Here is a 14,362-nt window from a genome sequence, read left to right as displayed (position 1 = left end):
GTGAGGTGAATAGCGGAGCTATTTGCCGAACAAAAGCGGATTTATAGACCAATTTGCTGCCACCACAGTAGGGCAGCCTATTCTCGGTCAGCCTCCTGGTAATCAGCAATGATATTCGATGCAAGTTCGTCAGACTTCAGGCCAATGTTCCGGTCACTTTGCGTGACCTGTTCACTGGCTGATGAACTAAGATGGTCGGATGAGTAGGGAATGGCCAGTCGGGCTCGTGGCCGGTTATCAAACTCCACTGCCCATAGCAACGTGACCAGAAACACGCCGCAAAATACCCACGCTGGTTTAATATTATTATGCATGGTCGCGCCTCACTCTTAAGGTAAGCCCCTGGAGCCTGTCGGACTTAAGACTGTCCTACGCGGCAACTGCTCCTGCGTTGCCCTAGCTCCTGCATCCATGCAGTCGTGCGGTTGCGATAAATTGGTCTAAAAATTCCTGCTTATTCGTCAAATAGCCCCGCTATTCTCCTCAGAAGCAGAAATTTTTATCCTCAATTTCTCGCAATCCTCGCTACGGACGCTTAAGTCCGACAGGCACCTTGGCCTATCTTAATACGGTCTGGCGAGTCATGAATAGCTTATAGTGGAACAATGTCGTAAATAACCTTTCAGGCAACTGAAAGCAAGCAATTTCAGTATCTGTTCACCGCCCGATAAACCGAGAATCCATCCCGGGTGAGCAATGTCTCACAGTGGCCAAAAGCCTTCTGAATAATGGGCGGATAACGCAGAAAACTATTGGCAACAATACGAAGCTCGCCACCCGGGCGAAGCATCTGACATGACTGGGCAAGAAACTGCTCTGTCACCTCATAGTGGGTTTTTACGCCCTGGTGAAACGGTGGGTTGGAGATAATCAGATCAAACTGTCCTGTCACTTCTGACAGGCCATCGCTTGGCAGTACCGTAAAAGAGTCACGCCCTTTGGCGCTCATGGTTTTGGTACTACTGGCCAATGCCAGGGCATCACAATCCACCAGGGTAATATCATACTCACCGGGCAGGGTATTAATATAAGCGGAGATCACCCCAGCGCCACAACCAAAATCCAGTACCTTACCTGAAGGCACTTTATCCAGCGTTGCCAATAGAACCTGGGTTCCCTTATCCAGACGACCATGGCTGAAAACGCCGGGTAATGAGGTAATGTCCATATTGACCGGGCCAGCAGAGACAGAAAATGTTTCAAACCAGGGTTCAAGGACAAAATTCTCCGGCTTTTGCAACGACCCTGAAGCTTCCAGCAATACGCAGTGACGGGCATTATCGACACTTTTAACATAGTCAAAACTGTTCTTGAGCCGCTTTTTCCATGATTTAATCCCTTCATCGTTCTCTCCCACCAGCCAAATGGGGACACCTTCCGGCAAAAAGCTCAATACCATCGCCAGCCAGAAGTCCATTAATGGTTTGCTTTTCTGGAGAAACAGCAAAACACCATCAACAGACCGGGCAAAATTCATCGACAGGATCGGCGCAAAACTCAGGGAGAAGCGGTCTTCCAGCCGGGCCTGCAAGGGCAGCAGACGCCGATAAGCACTGAAATCACGAGTGAGTGCCGTGATATAGCCAACCCCATCGCTCAACAAATGAGTTGCCAGATCATCAGCTGGCAAGCCAATCATCACCAGATGCCCAAGCTCGAAAAGCGCCTGGTTACGAACAATTAACTGGCCCTGATTGGTTAAATGTGAGGCTAGTGGGGATGTCATAGGTATCAACGCCGGTTGCACAGTTCACAAAGCCGGAACTTATACAGGAATAGTCCACGGTTTTCCATGCCAATGCTGTCCATCAAACGTTCATGGAAATACGGATTTACAAGGTTGTTCCACCGGCATAGCATTCGCCGCAAGTTACGACCCGTATGGAGTTTTCTGATGAGTGAACCACAGGGTGATCTGGTTCTGCGCACACTGGCAATGCCTGCCGACACCAACCCGAATGGCGATATTTTCGGGGGCTGGATCATGTCCCAGATGGACATTGCCGGCGGCCTGGCAGCAAAAAACCGCTGCAATAGCCGGGTTTCTACCGTTGCCGTTGAATCCATGAGCTTTATCCATCCGGTGAAGGTTGGTGACGTGGTTTGCTGTTATGCTGATATCATTCGCGTTGGTAACACCTCCATGCGTATTAAGCTTGAAGTATGGGTAATGTCCCTCCCGTATAAATCAGAAGCACGTCACAAGGTTACTGAAGGTTCTTTCACCTATGTCGCTATAGACGACAACGGACATCCTGTTCCCGTAGACAGAAGCTAACAACCGGACTCCCCCCATGAAACAGAAAACCATTCTCGTCGGCATTGCCGGCGCCTCCGCATCCGGCAAAAGCCTGCTGGCAGAAACACTGGTGGAAGAGCTTCAGTCAGAGCACCTGTGTGTTATTTCAGAAGATTCCTACTATAAAGACCAGACACATTTGAGCATGGAGGAGCGGGTTCGTACTAACTATGACCACCCGGAGTCCATGGATCATGACCTGATGCTGGAGCAGATGATCAAGCTGAAAAATGGTCAGGAAATCGAGGTCCCACTCTACGACTATAGTCAGCACAATCGCCGGACAGATACCCGCAAGGTAAACCCCGCCCGCGTGGTTATCTATGAAGGAATTCTGCTCTTCACCAGCCCTGAAATCCGGGAAGCCTTTGACCTGCGCTTCTTTATGGATACGCCACTGGATATGTGTCTGATCCGTCGTATGAAGCGGGATATTATCAGCCGGGGCCGGGATGTTGATTCCGTTATCAAGCAATACCTGGAAACGGTTCGCCCCATGTATATGCAGTTTATTGAACCTGCACGCCAGCATGCTGACCTGATCATTCCCCATGGCGGAAAAAACAGGATTGCCATTGATCTGATCAAAACCCAGATTCGCAACCTGATTGATTAAAAGCGACGCTGCCCCGGTATCCCTGCCCGAAGAAGCCGAAACTGTTTGTGCCTGTTCGGGCAGCGGGAAGCATTCCACCCCCCCCCTTGCTTTGCAACCTTCCATTTCAATAACCGCCTAGGTATACTTCAGCCGTATAAGCGTCAAACACGCCCATTTTATTCGTCCTTAAAAAAGATGTTGGGTCCGGCGCAATCTTCGCTTATCCGAAGATAGGTCTCCCCTGATCATCGAGGCTGTCCGGCCGCTTGTACATCCAACTTCCCCAAACCAACGTAGTTGCCAGTGCTGCTGCATGATCCCCGGATCACCATGCCCAGGGCACTGCAAGATGGCGATTAAAAAGTTACTATGCGTGTAGAAGCTGATATCAAGCTGGGTTTCAAAGACGTTTTGTTCCGCCCAAAGCGTTCCACCCTGAAAAGCCGTTCACAGGTAAGCCTGGAGCGCACCTTCCGATTTGTTCACACTGACCAGGAATGGACCGGCGTACCCGTCATTGCTGCCAACATGGACACCGTCGGCACTTTCGCCATGGCTCTCGCCCTGGCTGAACACAAAATGCTGACTGCGGTTCACAAGCATTACACCGTTGAAGAGTGGCGGGCCTTCCTCGACAACGCCCCTGAAGGTATTGAAAACCATATCATGGTCAGCAGCGGCACATCCGAAAACGATTTCGACAAAATGTCTGAAATCCTGTCCCTGAACGACAAACTCCGCTTTATCTGTATCGATGTAGCCAACGGTTACTCAGAGCATTTTGTCCAGTTCGTTGCCCGTGTTCGCCAGCGTCACCCCAACAAGGTGATTATTGCCGGTAACGTGGTTACCGGAGAAATGGTGGAAGAGCTGATCCTGAAAGGTGCCGACATCGTTAAAGTGGGTATCGGACCGGGCTCCGTCTGTACCACCCGCGTTAAAACCGGTGTCGGCTATCCACAGCTGTCCGCTGTTATTGAATGTGCCGATGCGGCCCATGGGGTTGGTGGTCAGGTGATTTCCGACGGTGGCTGCACCTGTGCCGGCGACGTGTCCAAGGCATTTGGCGGCGGCGCTGATTTTGTCATGATCGGCGGTATGTTTGCCGGTCACGATGAGTCCGGCGGCGAAATGGTAGAAGAAGATGGTCGGCAATTCCGCCTGTTCTATGGCATGAGTTCCACCACTGCCATGGACCAGCACGCTGGCGGTGTTGCCAACTACCGCGCCTCGGAAGGCAAAACCGTGAAAGTACCTTACCGTGGTCCGGTCCTTGAAACCGTTCAGGACATCCTCGGCGGCGTACGCTCAACCTGCACCTATGTGGGAGCCGCGCAACTGAAAGAACTGTCCAAGCGAACCACGTTCATCCGGGTTCAGGAACAGGAAAACCGTATTTTCAACTAAGTTCTGCTCAACCACGGAGACCACAAAGCATTGACTTTGGGTACTCCGTGCGCTTTGAGGTTAACACCATCAATAAGCCGCAGAAATTCCCCGCTGATCAAACTCCGCCTTGATCGCATCCAGCTGTTCAGTCGAAGGCGGGCGCACCGTTTCCAGCTCATAGCTTTCACTGAAGGCATCCCACTTATGCACGCCGAGGCTGTGATAAGGCAGGATTTCCACCTTCTCAACACAATCCATTTTCTCCACCATGTCTGCCAGCATGGCGGCATACAGTGGATCAACGGTATACCCTTCCACCACCACGTAGCGGATCCAGGTTGGCTTTCTCAGCTCCTGTAAATACATGGCAAAATTACGGGTGTATCGGCCGGTGACATAGGTCAGCTTTTGATGCATCTCTTCGTCCATGTGCTTGATATCCAGAAGCACAAGGTCGGTGTAGGACAGCAGACGTTCAATATCCGGCGTGATTTGTTTGGCAAATCCATTGGTATCCAGGCAAGTATGAATACCGTGCGCTTTAAGCGCCTTGAACAGATCGGCAACAAATTCAGCCTGCAGCAGCGGCTCGCCACCAGTGACGGTAACACCACCGGTCAGAAAGCCCTTTACCTTGAGGATTTTGTCCAGAACTTCCTCATGACCGAGCACCTCACCGCCATCACGCAGATCCCAGGTATCCCGGTTGTGACAATACCGGCAGCGCATATGACAGCCCTGCATAAACACAACGAAACGGATACCCGGCCCGTCTACCGTGCCAAATGAGTCCATGGAATGGACACGACCAAGGGACATGGCGACTCTCCTATTTACCCAACGAGTCTCTGTAAAAATAAAACCACTGTCTTTTACAAAAACCTGAATACCATAAGCAAAAAAAGGCCAGCAGAGCTGGCCTTTTTTAGAGTTAAATTCTAGCGCTTACTGTTACAGCGAGCTAGTAAAGGTGCGGGTGATAACATCACGCTGCTGTTCTGGTGTCAGCGAGTTGAAACGCACCGCATAACCGGAGACACGGATGGTCAGAGAAGGATACTTCTCAGGGTTCTCCATGGCATCTTCCAGCATTTCACGGTTCATAACGTTGACGTTCAGGTGCTGACCGCCCTCGCGATTTCCCTCGTGATGGAAGTAGCCATCCATCAGACCCACCAGATTCCTGCTTTGGCTTTCTTCGTCCTTGCCCAGCGCCTTTGGCACGATAGAGAAGGTGTAAGAAATACCATCCTTCGCATAGGCAAATGGCAGCTTGGCAACAGAGCTCAGGGAAGCAACCGCACCGCTGGTGTCACGACCATGCATTGGGTTGGCACCCGGGCCAAATGGCTGGCCTGCACGACGTCCGTCTGGTGTAGTACCGGTCTTCTGGCCGTATACCACGTTAGAGGTAATGGTCAGAACGGACTGGGTTGGAATGGCATCGCGGTACATTTTGTGAGAAGCGACTTTCTTCATGAACGTTTCAACCAGTTCACAGGCAATCGTATCTACACGCTCTTCGTTGTTACCAAACTTCGGAAAATCACCTTCAATTTCGAAATCGATAGCAATGCCGTCTTCATCACGCACCGGCTTGACTTTGGCGTATTTAATGGCCGACAGAGAGTCAGCAGCAACGGACAATCCGGCAATACCACAGGCCATGGTGCGAATAACATCACGGTCATGCAGGGCCATCAGAGAAGCCTCATAGGAGTACTTGTCGTGCATGTAATGAATACAGTTCAGGGCAGCAACATACTGACTGGCCAGCCAATCCATGAGCTTATCAAAACGTGCATAGACATCGTCGTAATCCAGATATTCAGACGTAATCTTGTCGGTTTTTGGACCAATCTGAACCTTCAGCTTCTCGTCAACACCGCCATTAATGGCGTACAGCAGTGTCTTGCCCAGGTTGGCACGGGCACCAAAGAACTGCATCTGCTTGCCAACAACCATTGGCGACACACAGCAGGCGATGGCGTAGTCATCGCTGTTCATATCAGTACGCATCAGATCATCATTTTCGTACTGGATAGAACTGGTATCGATGGATACTTTGGCACAATACTCTTTGAAAGCCACCGGCAACTGCTCAGACCACAACACCGTGATATTTGGCTCTGGCGATGGTCCCATGGTGTACATGGTGTTCAGGAGGCGGAAAGAGTTTTTGGTAACCAGTGTACGACCATCAAGGCCCATACCACCGATAGCCTCAGTGGCCCAGATCGGGTCGCCAGAGAACAGCTGATCGTATTCAGGAGTACGCAGGAAGCGAACCATACGCAATTTCATTACGTAGTGATCGATCAGTTCCTGGGCATCAGTTTCAGTGATTTTGCCCGCTTCCAGGTCACGCTGGATATAGATATCCAGGAAGGTAGCCGTACGGCCCAGAGACATGGCGGCACCATTCTGGGACTTAACCGCAGCCAGGTAACCAAAGTACGTCCACTGAACCGCTTCACGGGCAGAGGCAGCAGGGTTACCGAGATCACAACCGTATTTGGCCCCCATCTCCTTGATCTGCATCAGCGCCTTGATCTGTTCCATGATCTCTTCACGCAGCTGGATAGTACGCTCAAGATTTTCACCGGTAGTCAGCGCTGCATCCAGAGACTTGTGCTGGGCCTTCTTATCAACAATCAGTCGGTCAATACCGTACAGAGCGATTCGGCGGTAGTCACCGATAATACGTCCACGGCCATAAGCATCTGGCAAACCGGTAATTATACCGGACTTACGACAGTTGCGAATGTCCGCAGTGTAAACGTCGAAAACACCGGAATTGTGCGTCTTACGATATTCAGTGAAGATCTTGTTAACCATGTCATCCAGTTTACGGCCATAAACTTCACAGGAAGTTTCAACCATACGGATGCCACCGTTGGCAATGATGCCACGCTTCAGCGGCTTATCCGTCTGCAGACCAACAATGGTTTCCAGATCTTTATTGATATAGCCAGCGTCATGGGAAGTAATAGTGGAGGGCAGATCGGTATCGAAATCCAGAGGGGCGTGAGTGCGGTTCTCTTCCTTGATGCCTTCCATAACATCAGCCCACAGCTTGTCTGTCGCTTCAGTAGAACCGGCCAGGAAGGAACTGTCACCCTCGTAAGGGGTGTAGTTTTTCTGGATAAAGTCACGAACGTTGATGCTTTCGGACCAGTCGCCGGAAGTGAATCCTTCCCATGCTGCTGGCATTTCGCTGGTGGTTACAGTCATACTAAGAGGCTCCTGATGTGTTGGAGAATTCTTTGGGGATGCTGCTCCCGGGTCAGTCAGACTGCATTGATATAGCGGTGACACCAACTTGATCTGCATCAATGAAAGAAAATCATTGTCGGCGTATCGTTTGCCTATCTTGCGGGGACGAAGATATTGCAATAACACATCATTACAAAATCCTGGCGTCCTTTGTGGTCATACCGCAGGTGTAAAGCTGGCCAACCCGGTGAATAAGAAATAATTTCAGCCAAATTAACGCATATACGACAACTCTACCATCAGTGTTAATACCTACTAGTTATAAAAAAACAAAAACAGACTCCCACAAGAATTAACAAAAAAGGATATCCTCTTATATTTTATTAACTATCCCTTGATTAGCAAAAATTAGTTATTACCAATAGTCCAAAATTCAAAAAAGTTATGAAATCAAGCAACGATCTATTTTTATGAATGCTAGTCTTTGTTTCTGTTAATTCTATTTCGTTTCGTTTTTCAAAACAATTAACGACATTAATATTATACTGTTAACGTTTGTTACCGTTTATTCAGAGAGTTTTAAGTAGTGTTACCTATTCATACCGAAAATGGGTTTGTCTAACATCGTCAACCAAATAAAGACATTTTATCCATTTCTGGGAGAGGATGAACAGGAGGTAGTTATGAGCAAATATATTTACACAACCATTTACGAGCAGTTCACCGGCCTGAAGCCACCCGAGCCAAAAGACCACAAACCACGTCGCCGCAGAGGTTACGGTCATCCTTATCGTATGCGCCTGAATATGCAGGAAGGTTCTGTCCAGAACAGTGAACTGATGTCTGACCGGGACTCAGAAAGAGACCTGTATGAACAGACGCCTGTTTCCGTTTTTCAGCCATCTGTTACCAAGCAGCCTGTCCGCAGGTTTTCGTCTGGCGGTCAAAGCTATCGCAGCGGCAACAGCGTTGGTAACAACAGCACCATAAGTGGCACTATGAGCTGCAGACCTGCTGCACCGGAAGATCGCCATAGCAGCGCCGAGCCCAAGGTAACCTACAAAAAGCGCCGCCAGTACGGGCCTTCAAGCTTCGGTATTGGCTCAATGAGCAGAGACGGTAACGACAACTCTGATTATTGAATACCCGTTTTTTATTGATTGTTTTTGAATACTGACACTACCAGCCAGGTTTATCCAGCGGAGCTTGTCTAGCGGAACCCACTCATTACTTTCCCGGATTATTTTGCCAAAGGCCCTTATACCAAGGCCTTTGTGCTCTTTTTTGAACGCATAAACTCAAAGCGTTCTTTGCTGTAGATAGCTGTCATAATCCGGAATATGCCGGTTATGAGATTGTCCAAGCAAGTCTGACGAAAATATGTAATCCGCAGAGCTCTGGTTACAGGCAACCGGGATATTCCACACCGCTGCGATCCGCAACAATGCCTTAACATCCGGATCATGGGGCATTGGCTCAAACGGGTCCCAGAAAAATACCAGCAGATCCAGTTTGCATTCAGAAATCAATGCACCAATCTGCTGATCTCCACCCAGCGGACCACTGATAAACTTTTTGACCGGCACAGACAGCTCTTTTTCCAGCAGACTTCCTGTGGTACCCGTGGCAAAAAGGTTATGCCCCAGCAGCTTTTCTTTATGACGCAAACTCCACTGCACCAATTCCCCTTTCTTATTATCATGAGCGACAAGGGCAATGCGCTTCCTGGATGAGACACTGTATTCTTTATAAATCATAAAGTACTTCTCTATTTTTTCTGCGAAAAAATATAAAAATGGAAAGCGCTATATTCTCACTGAATAAAAAAAAATGCGACGACTTCTCTCGAAATCATCGCATTGTTCTTCATAAAAATATCATGACAGGTATTTAATCATCACCCCCGCTGCTACCGCTGAGCCAATAACGCCCGCTACGTTGGGCCCCATGGCATGCATCAGCAGGAAGTTCTGGGGATTGGCCTCAAGCCCCATTTTGTTGGAGACCCTGGCCGCCATGGGTACCGCTGACACCCCGGCTGAACCAATTAACGGGTTCACTTTGGTAGACGACACCCGATTCATCAGTTTTGCCATCAGGACACCACTGGCGGTACCGATACAGAATGCCACAATCCCCAACGCCAGAATCCCCAGGGTTTCCATTTGCAGAAACTTGTCAGCACTCAGTTTGGAACCCACTGATAGCCCGAGGAAAATGGTGGTGATGTTGATCAGCGCATTTTGCGCTGTATCCGACAGGCGCTCAACCACACCACACTCTTTCATCAGGTTACCAAAACAGAACATCCCCAGCAGTGGAGCCGCATCGGGTAATAACAGGGCCACCAGCACTAGCAGTAAGATCGGGAAAACGATTTTCTCCGTCTTGCTCACAGACCGCAGCTGTGTCATGACAATCCTGCGCTCCTCTGCCGTGGTCAGCGCTTTCATAATCGGCGGCTGAATCAGCGGAACCAGGGCCATATAAGAGTAGGCAGCCACCGCAATGGCACCCAGAAGGTGGGGAGCAAGCACGCTGGATACATAGATCGCAGTAGGACCATCTGCACCACCAATAATACCGATAGCAGCGGCATCCGCCAGGCTGAAATTCATCAGCCCCATAGAGCTCAATACAATAGCGCCAAACACCGTGGCAAAAATACCAAACTGAGCGGCAGCCCCCAGAAACAGGGTTTTCGGGTTAGCCAGCAACGGACCAAAATCCGTCATGGCACCCACCCCCATAAAGATCACCAAAGGAGCAACACCACTGCCAATAGCCACACTGTAAAACTGATAAAGGACACCGTTCGTGTACCCTGCATCAGCAATAATGTGACTCACTACCGTCCGGGTTGCCGCATTCGCCTCTTGGTATAAAACATAAAGTTGATCCGGGGCAGCTGAAGCACTGCCAAGCGCTTCGGCAACCGCCTGCATCACCGCAGGGTTAGCTATATGAAGCGCCTGCTCAATGGCGGAAAACGCCAGACCAGCCTGAGGAATATTGGCCAGAATTCCACCAAAACCAATAGGCACCAGCAGTAGAGGCTCAAATTGCTTGCGGATGGCCAGATACAGCAACCCAAAGCCCACCAGAATCATAACGAACTCTCCGGCGGTAAGGTTGTATAACCCGGAGCCCTCCCAGAGCGTTAATAGCTTTTCCATGGCATATTTCTCGACCAGACGTTTCTCTTTGAGCTTTTTATTAAGCCAGGGCAAGCAGGGTATCACCCACCGCTACACTGTCACCTTCACGTACATCAACCGACGTCACCTGCCCGGAACGCGGGGCACGAACTTCCGTTTCCATTTTCATGGCTTCGAGAATAAGCAGCACATCACCTTCCTGAATATGCTGCCCCGGTATGACATTCACCTTCCAGATATTACCGGCCAGTGGAGCGGGCATTGGCTCACCTTCAGAGGCTGATGTGGTTGTCGTTTCAGGTTGGGCAGTCGGCACTGAAACCGGAGCCAGCATGGAAACATCACCACCTTCTGAAACCTGAACGGTATAGGCATTGCCATTAACGCGAACGGTATAAACAGAATCCTCCATTGGAGGAGCCACGGAAGTTGCCTGGGCAGCAGGCTTCACTTCCGGTTCGGTCCCGGGAGCAGGTTCAAAAGCATCAGGGTTACCGCGATTCTGCAGGAACTTCAGACCAACCTGCGGGAACAGGGCGTAGGTCAGAACATCATCCACAGTCTGATCTGCCAGTTTGATGCCTTTCTCTTTGGCCAGGCCATGGAGTTCAGCAGTCAGTTCCTCAAATTCAGCTTCAAGCAGATCTGCCGGACGACAGGTAATCGCTATCTTACCCTCCAGCACTCTGTCCTGAAGACTTTGGTTAAACGGTGCCGGTGCAGCACCGTACTCACCTGTTAAAATCCCCCGGGTCTCTTTGGAGATGGTTTTATAACGCTCACCGGTCAGTACATTGAGAACCGCCTGGGTGCCGACAATCTGGGAAGTGGGCGTGACCAGTGGAATCATCCCCAGGTCTTCACGAACTCTTGGAATCTCCTGCAGCACTTCATCAAACTTATCACTGGCCCCCTGCTCTTTCAGCTGACTTTCCATATTAGTCAGCATGCCACCGGGTACCTGGGCAATAAGGATTCTGGAGTCAACGCCACGGAGTTGACCTTCAAACTTCGCGTATTTTTTTCGGACCACCCGGAAGTAAGCGGCCACTTCTTCAAGCTTATGCAGATCAAGCCCGGTATCACGCTCAGTCCCCTGCAATGCAGCAACGATTGCCTCAGTTGGCGAATGTCCATAGGTCATCGACATGGAAGAGATGGCCGTATCGACACGATCAACACCGGCTTCAACGGCCTTGAGCAGTGACATTGAAGAAAGGCCGGAGGTGGCATGGCAGTGCAGCTGAATTTCCAGGTCCGTTTCGCTCTTTAATCGGGAAACCAGCTCATAAACGTCAGTCGGCGTAATAATGCCGGACATGTCCTTAATGCACAGAGAGTCCGCACCCAGATCCTCGATCTCTTTGGCCAGAGAGACCCAGCTATCCATGGTATGAACAGGACTGGTGGTGTAAGAGATCGTCCCCTGGGCATGAGCACCCTGCTTCTTCACCGCCTTCATTGCCTGCATCAGGTTACGGGGATCGTTCATGGCATCAAATACCCGGAACACATCCATACCATTGGCAACAGCACGCTCAACAAATTTATCCACGACATCGTCAGCATAGTGACGGTATCCCAGCAGATTCTGCCCCCTTAGCAGCATCTGTTGAGGGGTCCTGGGCATGGCTTTTTTCAGTTCGCGCAACCGCTCCCATGGGTCTTCTCCCAGAAAACGGATACAGGCATCAAAGGTGGCACCTCCCCAGGTTTCGAGAGACCAGTAACCGATCTGATCCAGTTGTTCTGCGATCGGCAACATATCTTCAAGGCGAAGACGGGTAGCAAACAGTGACTGATGGGCATCCCGCAACACCACATCGGTAATACCCAGCGGCTTTTTATTGGCTAATGGCTTTTGTACGTCAGACATAACCCTTCTTTATCCCCCGGTTATCGGCGTTTTTCTGCTTGAGCTTTTTTTGTTCTGTGCATTTGAATGGCTGCACTGATAGCAGCAACCAGTTCGCCCTGATCATCGGATGACGATGGCTGGCTATTCACTGGAATGGGATTGGCTACAGTCGATGGTACCGGTTCCTGAAAATACCGGTCGATGATTGTTGACATCAGGCTGGTTACCAGCACCAATAGCGTCAGAAACAGGAACACAAAACCCATTCCAAAGAGCATCAGACTGGAACCTTCTGAAATAAGGTCCGATGGATTCATCAAGTAAGTCCTTTGTTTTTTTTCAGGCTTTCAGGTCCGGTCAATCCCCTCAGGCAGTTCTGCCCTGCCGGAACCATTGTTGATTATTATTGCCAAGAACAGGTTCATGACTCTTGGCTGTCTTACGCCTTTACCTGGCTGCGTCAGTATACTACCGAACAGTATGTAATAAGCAATCAGTCATCCGGACTATGTTGTCTGTATAACAGAAGCCCCGGACCACCTTCGACAGCATCGTGCAAAAGGAAGGTTGCCTCAGTCCGGAAAAAAATTCACCGACGTAAATCAATAAAAGCTGGCCAACCGAAAAAATTGGCCGTTGGTTATTATGCCGCTCTCTTAGGGTAGACATTAAGCGTCTACTCCCCTCTTCGGGAAGTTAAAGATGGAACCACGAAGGACACGAAGAGCACAAAGAAGAGATTTTCTTTTCCTTCGTGCTCTTTGTGTCCTTCGTGGTTCCATTCAAAAGCCATTAAAAATGGAGGGGTAAGCTTAATGTCCACCCTAAGATGCCGCTCTTGCCAGGTCCGAGCAGAGAATTTCCACAATGGCATCAGCGTCACGGAGGGAGCGGATGCGCTCAAACAGATTCTGAGCTTGCGGATACGCTTTACGCAGATAATTGAGCCACTGCTTCAGACGGGAAGGATGGTATTGCCATTTACCATTTTGACGATCTCTGTCGCTTAATTGCAAAATAAGCTGCAACACTGAAGACCAGCTCATGGGCCTGACCGATTCCCGAATCATGGTAGTGATATTCGGCGTTACCAGCGAAGGCCGTCCGACCATCAGGTCAGTACAGCCGGAAGCGTCCATACAGCGCCGGGCATCTTCATGATTCCAGATCTCGCCGTTGGCGATCACCGGAATCCCCAGGTTTTCCCGAATTTTGCCAATGTATTCCCAGTGAGCCGGAGGTCGATAGCCCTCCGCCTTTGTCCGGGCATGCACCGCCAGTTCCGAGGCTCCTGCCTGTTCAATAGCACGGGCATTTTCCAGGAATAACGACTTGTCTTCATAACCCAGGCGAATTTTGGCCGTCACCGGCAGCTCTGCCGGTACAGCCTCCCGAACCGCCCGGACAATACTGAACAGCTGATCCGGCTCCCGCAGCAAAATTGCCCCGCCCCGGTTTTTATTGACCGTTTTTGACGGACAGCCGAAATTAATGTCCACTCCGGGCGAGCCAAGCTTCACCGCACGCTGGGCATTCAGTGCCATATATTCCGGGTGACTGCCCAGCAGTTGTAGACGAACAGGTGTACCATTCGAAGTTTTTGCTCCCTGCAACAGCTCCGGGCAGGTACGGTAAAAGACCCGGTTCGGCAACAGTGTATCCGTTACCCGGACAAACTCGGTAACACAGAGATCGAAGGTATTGATGCCGGTGAGCAGATCCCGCATATCGTGATCCATAACGCCTTCCATCGGCGCCAGTATCAACCGCATGGCATGCCTCTTGAGTAAAAAAGCACCGATTCTACCGTTAGCAGGCCTGATAATAAAATAAGGAGCACTCAC

13 protein-coding genes are annotated in these 14,362 nt (G+C 50.2%); 4 read left to right on the top strand and 9 right to left on the bottom strand.

Annotation, left to right across the window (positions count from 1 at the left end; genetic code table 11):
- Positions 1–77: 77 nt before the first annotated feature.
- Together J7439_RS17680 and J7439_RS17675 are read right to left on the bottom strand one after the other, a co-directional pair.
- Positions 78–314 carry a hypothetical protein gene (locus J7439_RS17680; RefSeq protein WP_209203278.1) on the bottom strand — a complete coding sequence of 79 codons (237 nt, stop codon included), beginning with the start codon at positions 312–314 and terminating at the stop codon, positions 78–80.
- A gap of 332 nt (positions 315–646) precedes the next feature.
- Positions 647–1,726: a methyltransferase gene (locus J7439_RS17675; protein WP_209203277.1), complete on the bottom strand. Its 1,080-nt coding sequence runs from the start codon at positions 1,724–1,726 to the stop codon at positions 647–649.
- A gap of 168 nt (positions 1,727–1,894) precedes the next feature.
- Between J7439_RS17675 and yciA the strand changes: the two genes are divergently transcribed.
- From yciA to J7439_RS17660, 3 genes are all read left to right on the top strand, one after another.
- Positions 1,895–2,278 carry an acyl-CoA thioester hydrolase YciA gene (gene yciA, locus J7439_RS17670; protein ID WP_209203276.1) on the top strand — a complete coding sequence of 128 codons (384 nt, stop codon included), beginning with the start codon at positions 1,895–1,897 and terminating at the stop codon, positions 2,276–2,278.
- 16 nt (positions 2,279–2,294) lie between these two features.
- Positions 2,295–2,915 (top strand): uridine kinase, encoded by a 621-nt coding sequence (udk, locus tag J7439_RS17665; protein ID WP_209203275.1) that lies wholly within the window; start codon positions 2,295–2,297, stop codon positions 2,913–2,915.
- Between the two features lie 351 nt (positions 2,916–3,266).
- Positions 3,267–4,304, top strand: a complete 1,038-nt coding sequence (locus J7439_RS17660; protein ID WP_209203274.1) for a GMP reductase — start codon at positions 3,267–3,269, stop codon at positions 4,302–4,304.
- Positions 4,305–4,373: 69 nt separating this feature from the next.
- Here J7439_RS17660 and pflA read toward each other — a convergent pair whose 3' ends face one another.
- Complete coding sequence (pflA, locus tag J7439_RS17655) at positions 4,374–5,105, bottom strand: pyruvate formate-lyase-activating protein (RefSeq protein ID WP_209203273.1); 732 nt, start codon at positions 5,103–5,105, stop codon at positions 4,374–4,376.
- 132 nt (positions 5,106–5,237) lie between these two features.
- On the bottom strand, positions 5,238–7,520 hold the full coding sequence (gene pflB / locus J7439_RS17650; RefSeq protein ID WP_353623078.1) for a formate C-acetyltransferase: 2,283 nt from the start codon (positions 7,518–7,520) through the stop codon (positions 5,238–5,240).
- A gap of 665 nt (positions 7,521–8,185) precedes the next feature.
- Here pflB and J7439_RS17645 point away from each other — a divergent pair.
- Positions 8,186–8,644, top strand: a complete 459-nt coding sequence (locus tag J7439_RS17645; protein WP_209203272.1) for a hypothetical protein — start codon at positions 8,186–8,188, stop codon at positions 8,642–8,644.
- A 156-nt stretch (positions 8,645–8,800) separates the two neighbouring features.
- Here the strand turns inward: J7439_RS17645 and J7439_RS17640 are convergent, their stop codons facing one another.
- The 5 genes from J7439_RS17640 to J7439_RS17620 all read right to left on the bottom strand — a co-directional run bounded on the left by J7439_RS17640 (position 8,801) and on the right by J7439_RS17620 (position 14,290).
- Positions 8,801–9,259 carry a methylglyoxal synthase gene (locus J7439_RS17640; RefSeq protein WP_209203271.1) on the bottom strand — a complete coding sequence of 153 codons (459 nt, stop codon included), beginning with the start codon at positions 9,257–9,259 and terminating at the stop codon, positions 8,801–8,803.
- Between the two features lie 120 nt (positions 9,260–9,379).
- Positions 9,380–10,678 (bottom strand): sodium ion-translocating decarboxylase subunit beta, encoded by a 1,299-nt coding sequence (locus J7439_RS17635; protein WP_353623080.1) that lies wholly within the window; start codon positions 10,676–10,678, stop codon positions 9,380–9,382.
- A 40-nt stretch (positions 10,679–10,718) separates the two neighbouring features.
- Complete coding sequence (oadA, locus tag J7439_RS17630) at positions 10,719–12,536, bottom strand: sodium-extruding oxaloacetate decarboxylase subunit alpha (RefSeq protein WP_209203269.1); 1,818 nt, start codon at positions 12,534–12,536, stop codon at positions 10,719–10,721.
- Between the two features lie 20 nt (positions 12,537–12,556).
- Positions 12,557–12,835, bottom strand: a complete 279-nt coding sequence (locus J7439_RS17625; protein ID WP_209203268.1) for an OadG family protein — start codon at positions 12,833–12,835, stop codon at positions 12,557–12,559.
- Positions 12,836–13,342: 507 nt separating this feature from the next.
- Positions 13,343–14,290, bottom strand: coding sequence for a tRNA-dihydrouridine synthase (locus J7439_RS17620; protein WP_209203267.1), 948 nt, complete (start codon positions 14,288–14,290; stop codon positions 13,343–13,345).
- Between the last annotated feature and the right edge of the window lie 72 nt (positions 14,291–14,362).

Origin of the sequence: Salinisphaera sp. G21_0 (assembly GCF_017744115.1) — a bacterium.
Taxonomy (GTDB): domain Bacteria; phylum Pseudomonadota; class Gammaproteobacteria; order Pseudomonadales; family Endozoicomonadaceae; genus Endozoicomonas.
Note: the sequence above shows the minus strand (reverse complement) of the source record. Positions and strands in the feature narration are given on the sequence as shown.

Bases quoted from the DNA above. Each gene is read 5' to 3' on its own strand.
- oadA (WP_209203269.1), bottom strand. From the start codon at position 12,536: ATGTCTGACGTACAAAAGCCATTAGCCAATAAAAAGCCGCTGGGTATT.
- yciA (WP_209203276.1), top strand. From the start codon at position 1,895: ATGAGTGAACCACAGGGTGATCTGGTTCTGCGCACACTGGCAATGCCT.
- J7439_RS17625 (WP_209203268.1), bottom strand. From the start codon at position 12,835: ATGAATCCATCGGACCTTATTTCAGAAGGTTCCAGTCTGATGCTCTTT.
- J7439_RS17680 (WP_209203278.1), bottom strand. From the start codon at position 314: ATGCATAATAATATTAAACCAGCGTGGGTATTTTGCGGCGTGTTTCTG.
- J7439_RS17675 (WP_209203277.1), bottom strand. From the start codon at position 1,726: ATGACATCCCCACTAGCCTCACATTTAACCAATCAGGGCCAGTTAATT.
- J7439_RS17645 (WP_209203272.1), top strand. From the start codon at position 8,186: ATGAGCAAATATATTTACACAACCATTTACGAGCAGTTCACCGGCCTG.
- J7439_RS17640 (WP_209203271.1), bottom strand. From the start codon at position 9,259: ATGATTTATAAAGAATACAGTGTCTCATCCAGGAAGCGCATTGCCCTT.
- J7439_RS17635 (WP_353623080.1), bottom strand. From the start codon at position 10,678: ATGGAAAAGCTATTAACGCTCTGGGAGGGCTCCGGGTTATACAACCTT.
- udk (WP_209203275.1), top strand. From the start codon at position 2,295: ATGAAACAGAAAACCATTCTCGTCGGCATTGCCGGCGCCTCCGCATCC.
- pflB (WP_353623078.1), bottom strand. From the start codon at position 7,520: ATGACTGTAACCACCAGCGAAATGCCAGCAGCATGGGAAGGATTCACT.
- pflA (WP_209203273.1), bottom strand. From the start codon at position 5,105: ATGTCCCTTGGTCGTGTCCATTCCATGGACTCATTTGGCACGGTAGAC.
- J7439_RS17660 (WP_209203274.1), top strand. From the start codon at position 3,267: ATGCGTGTAGAAGCTGATATCAAGCTGGGTTTCAAAGACGTTTTGTTC.
- J7439_RS17620 (WP_209203267.1), bottom strand. From the start codon at position 14,290: ATGCGGTTGATACTGGCGCCGATGGAAGGCGTTATGGATCACGATATG.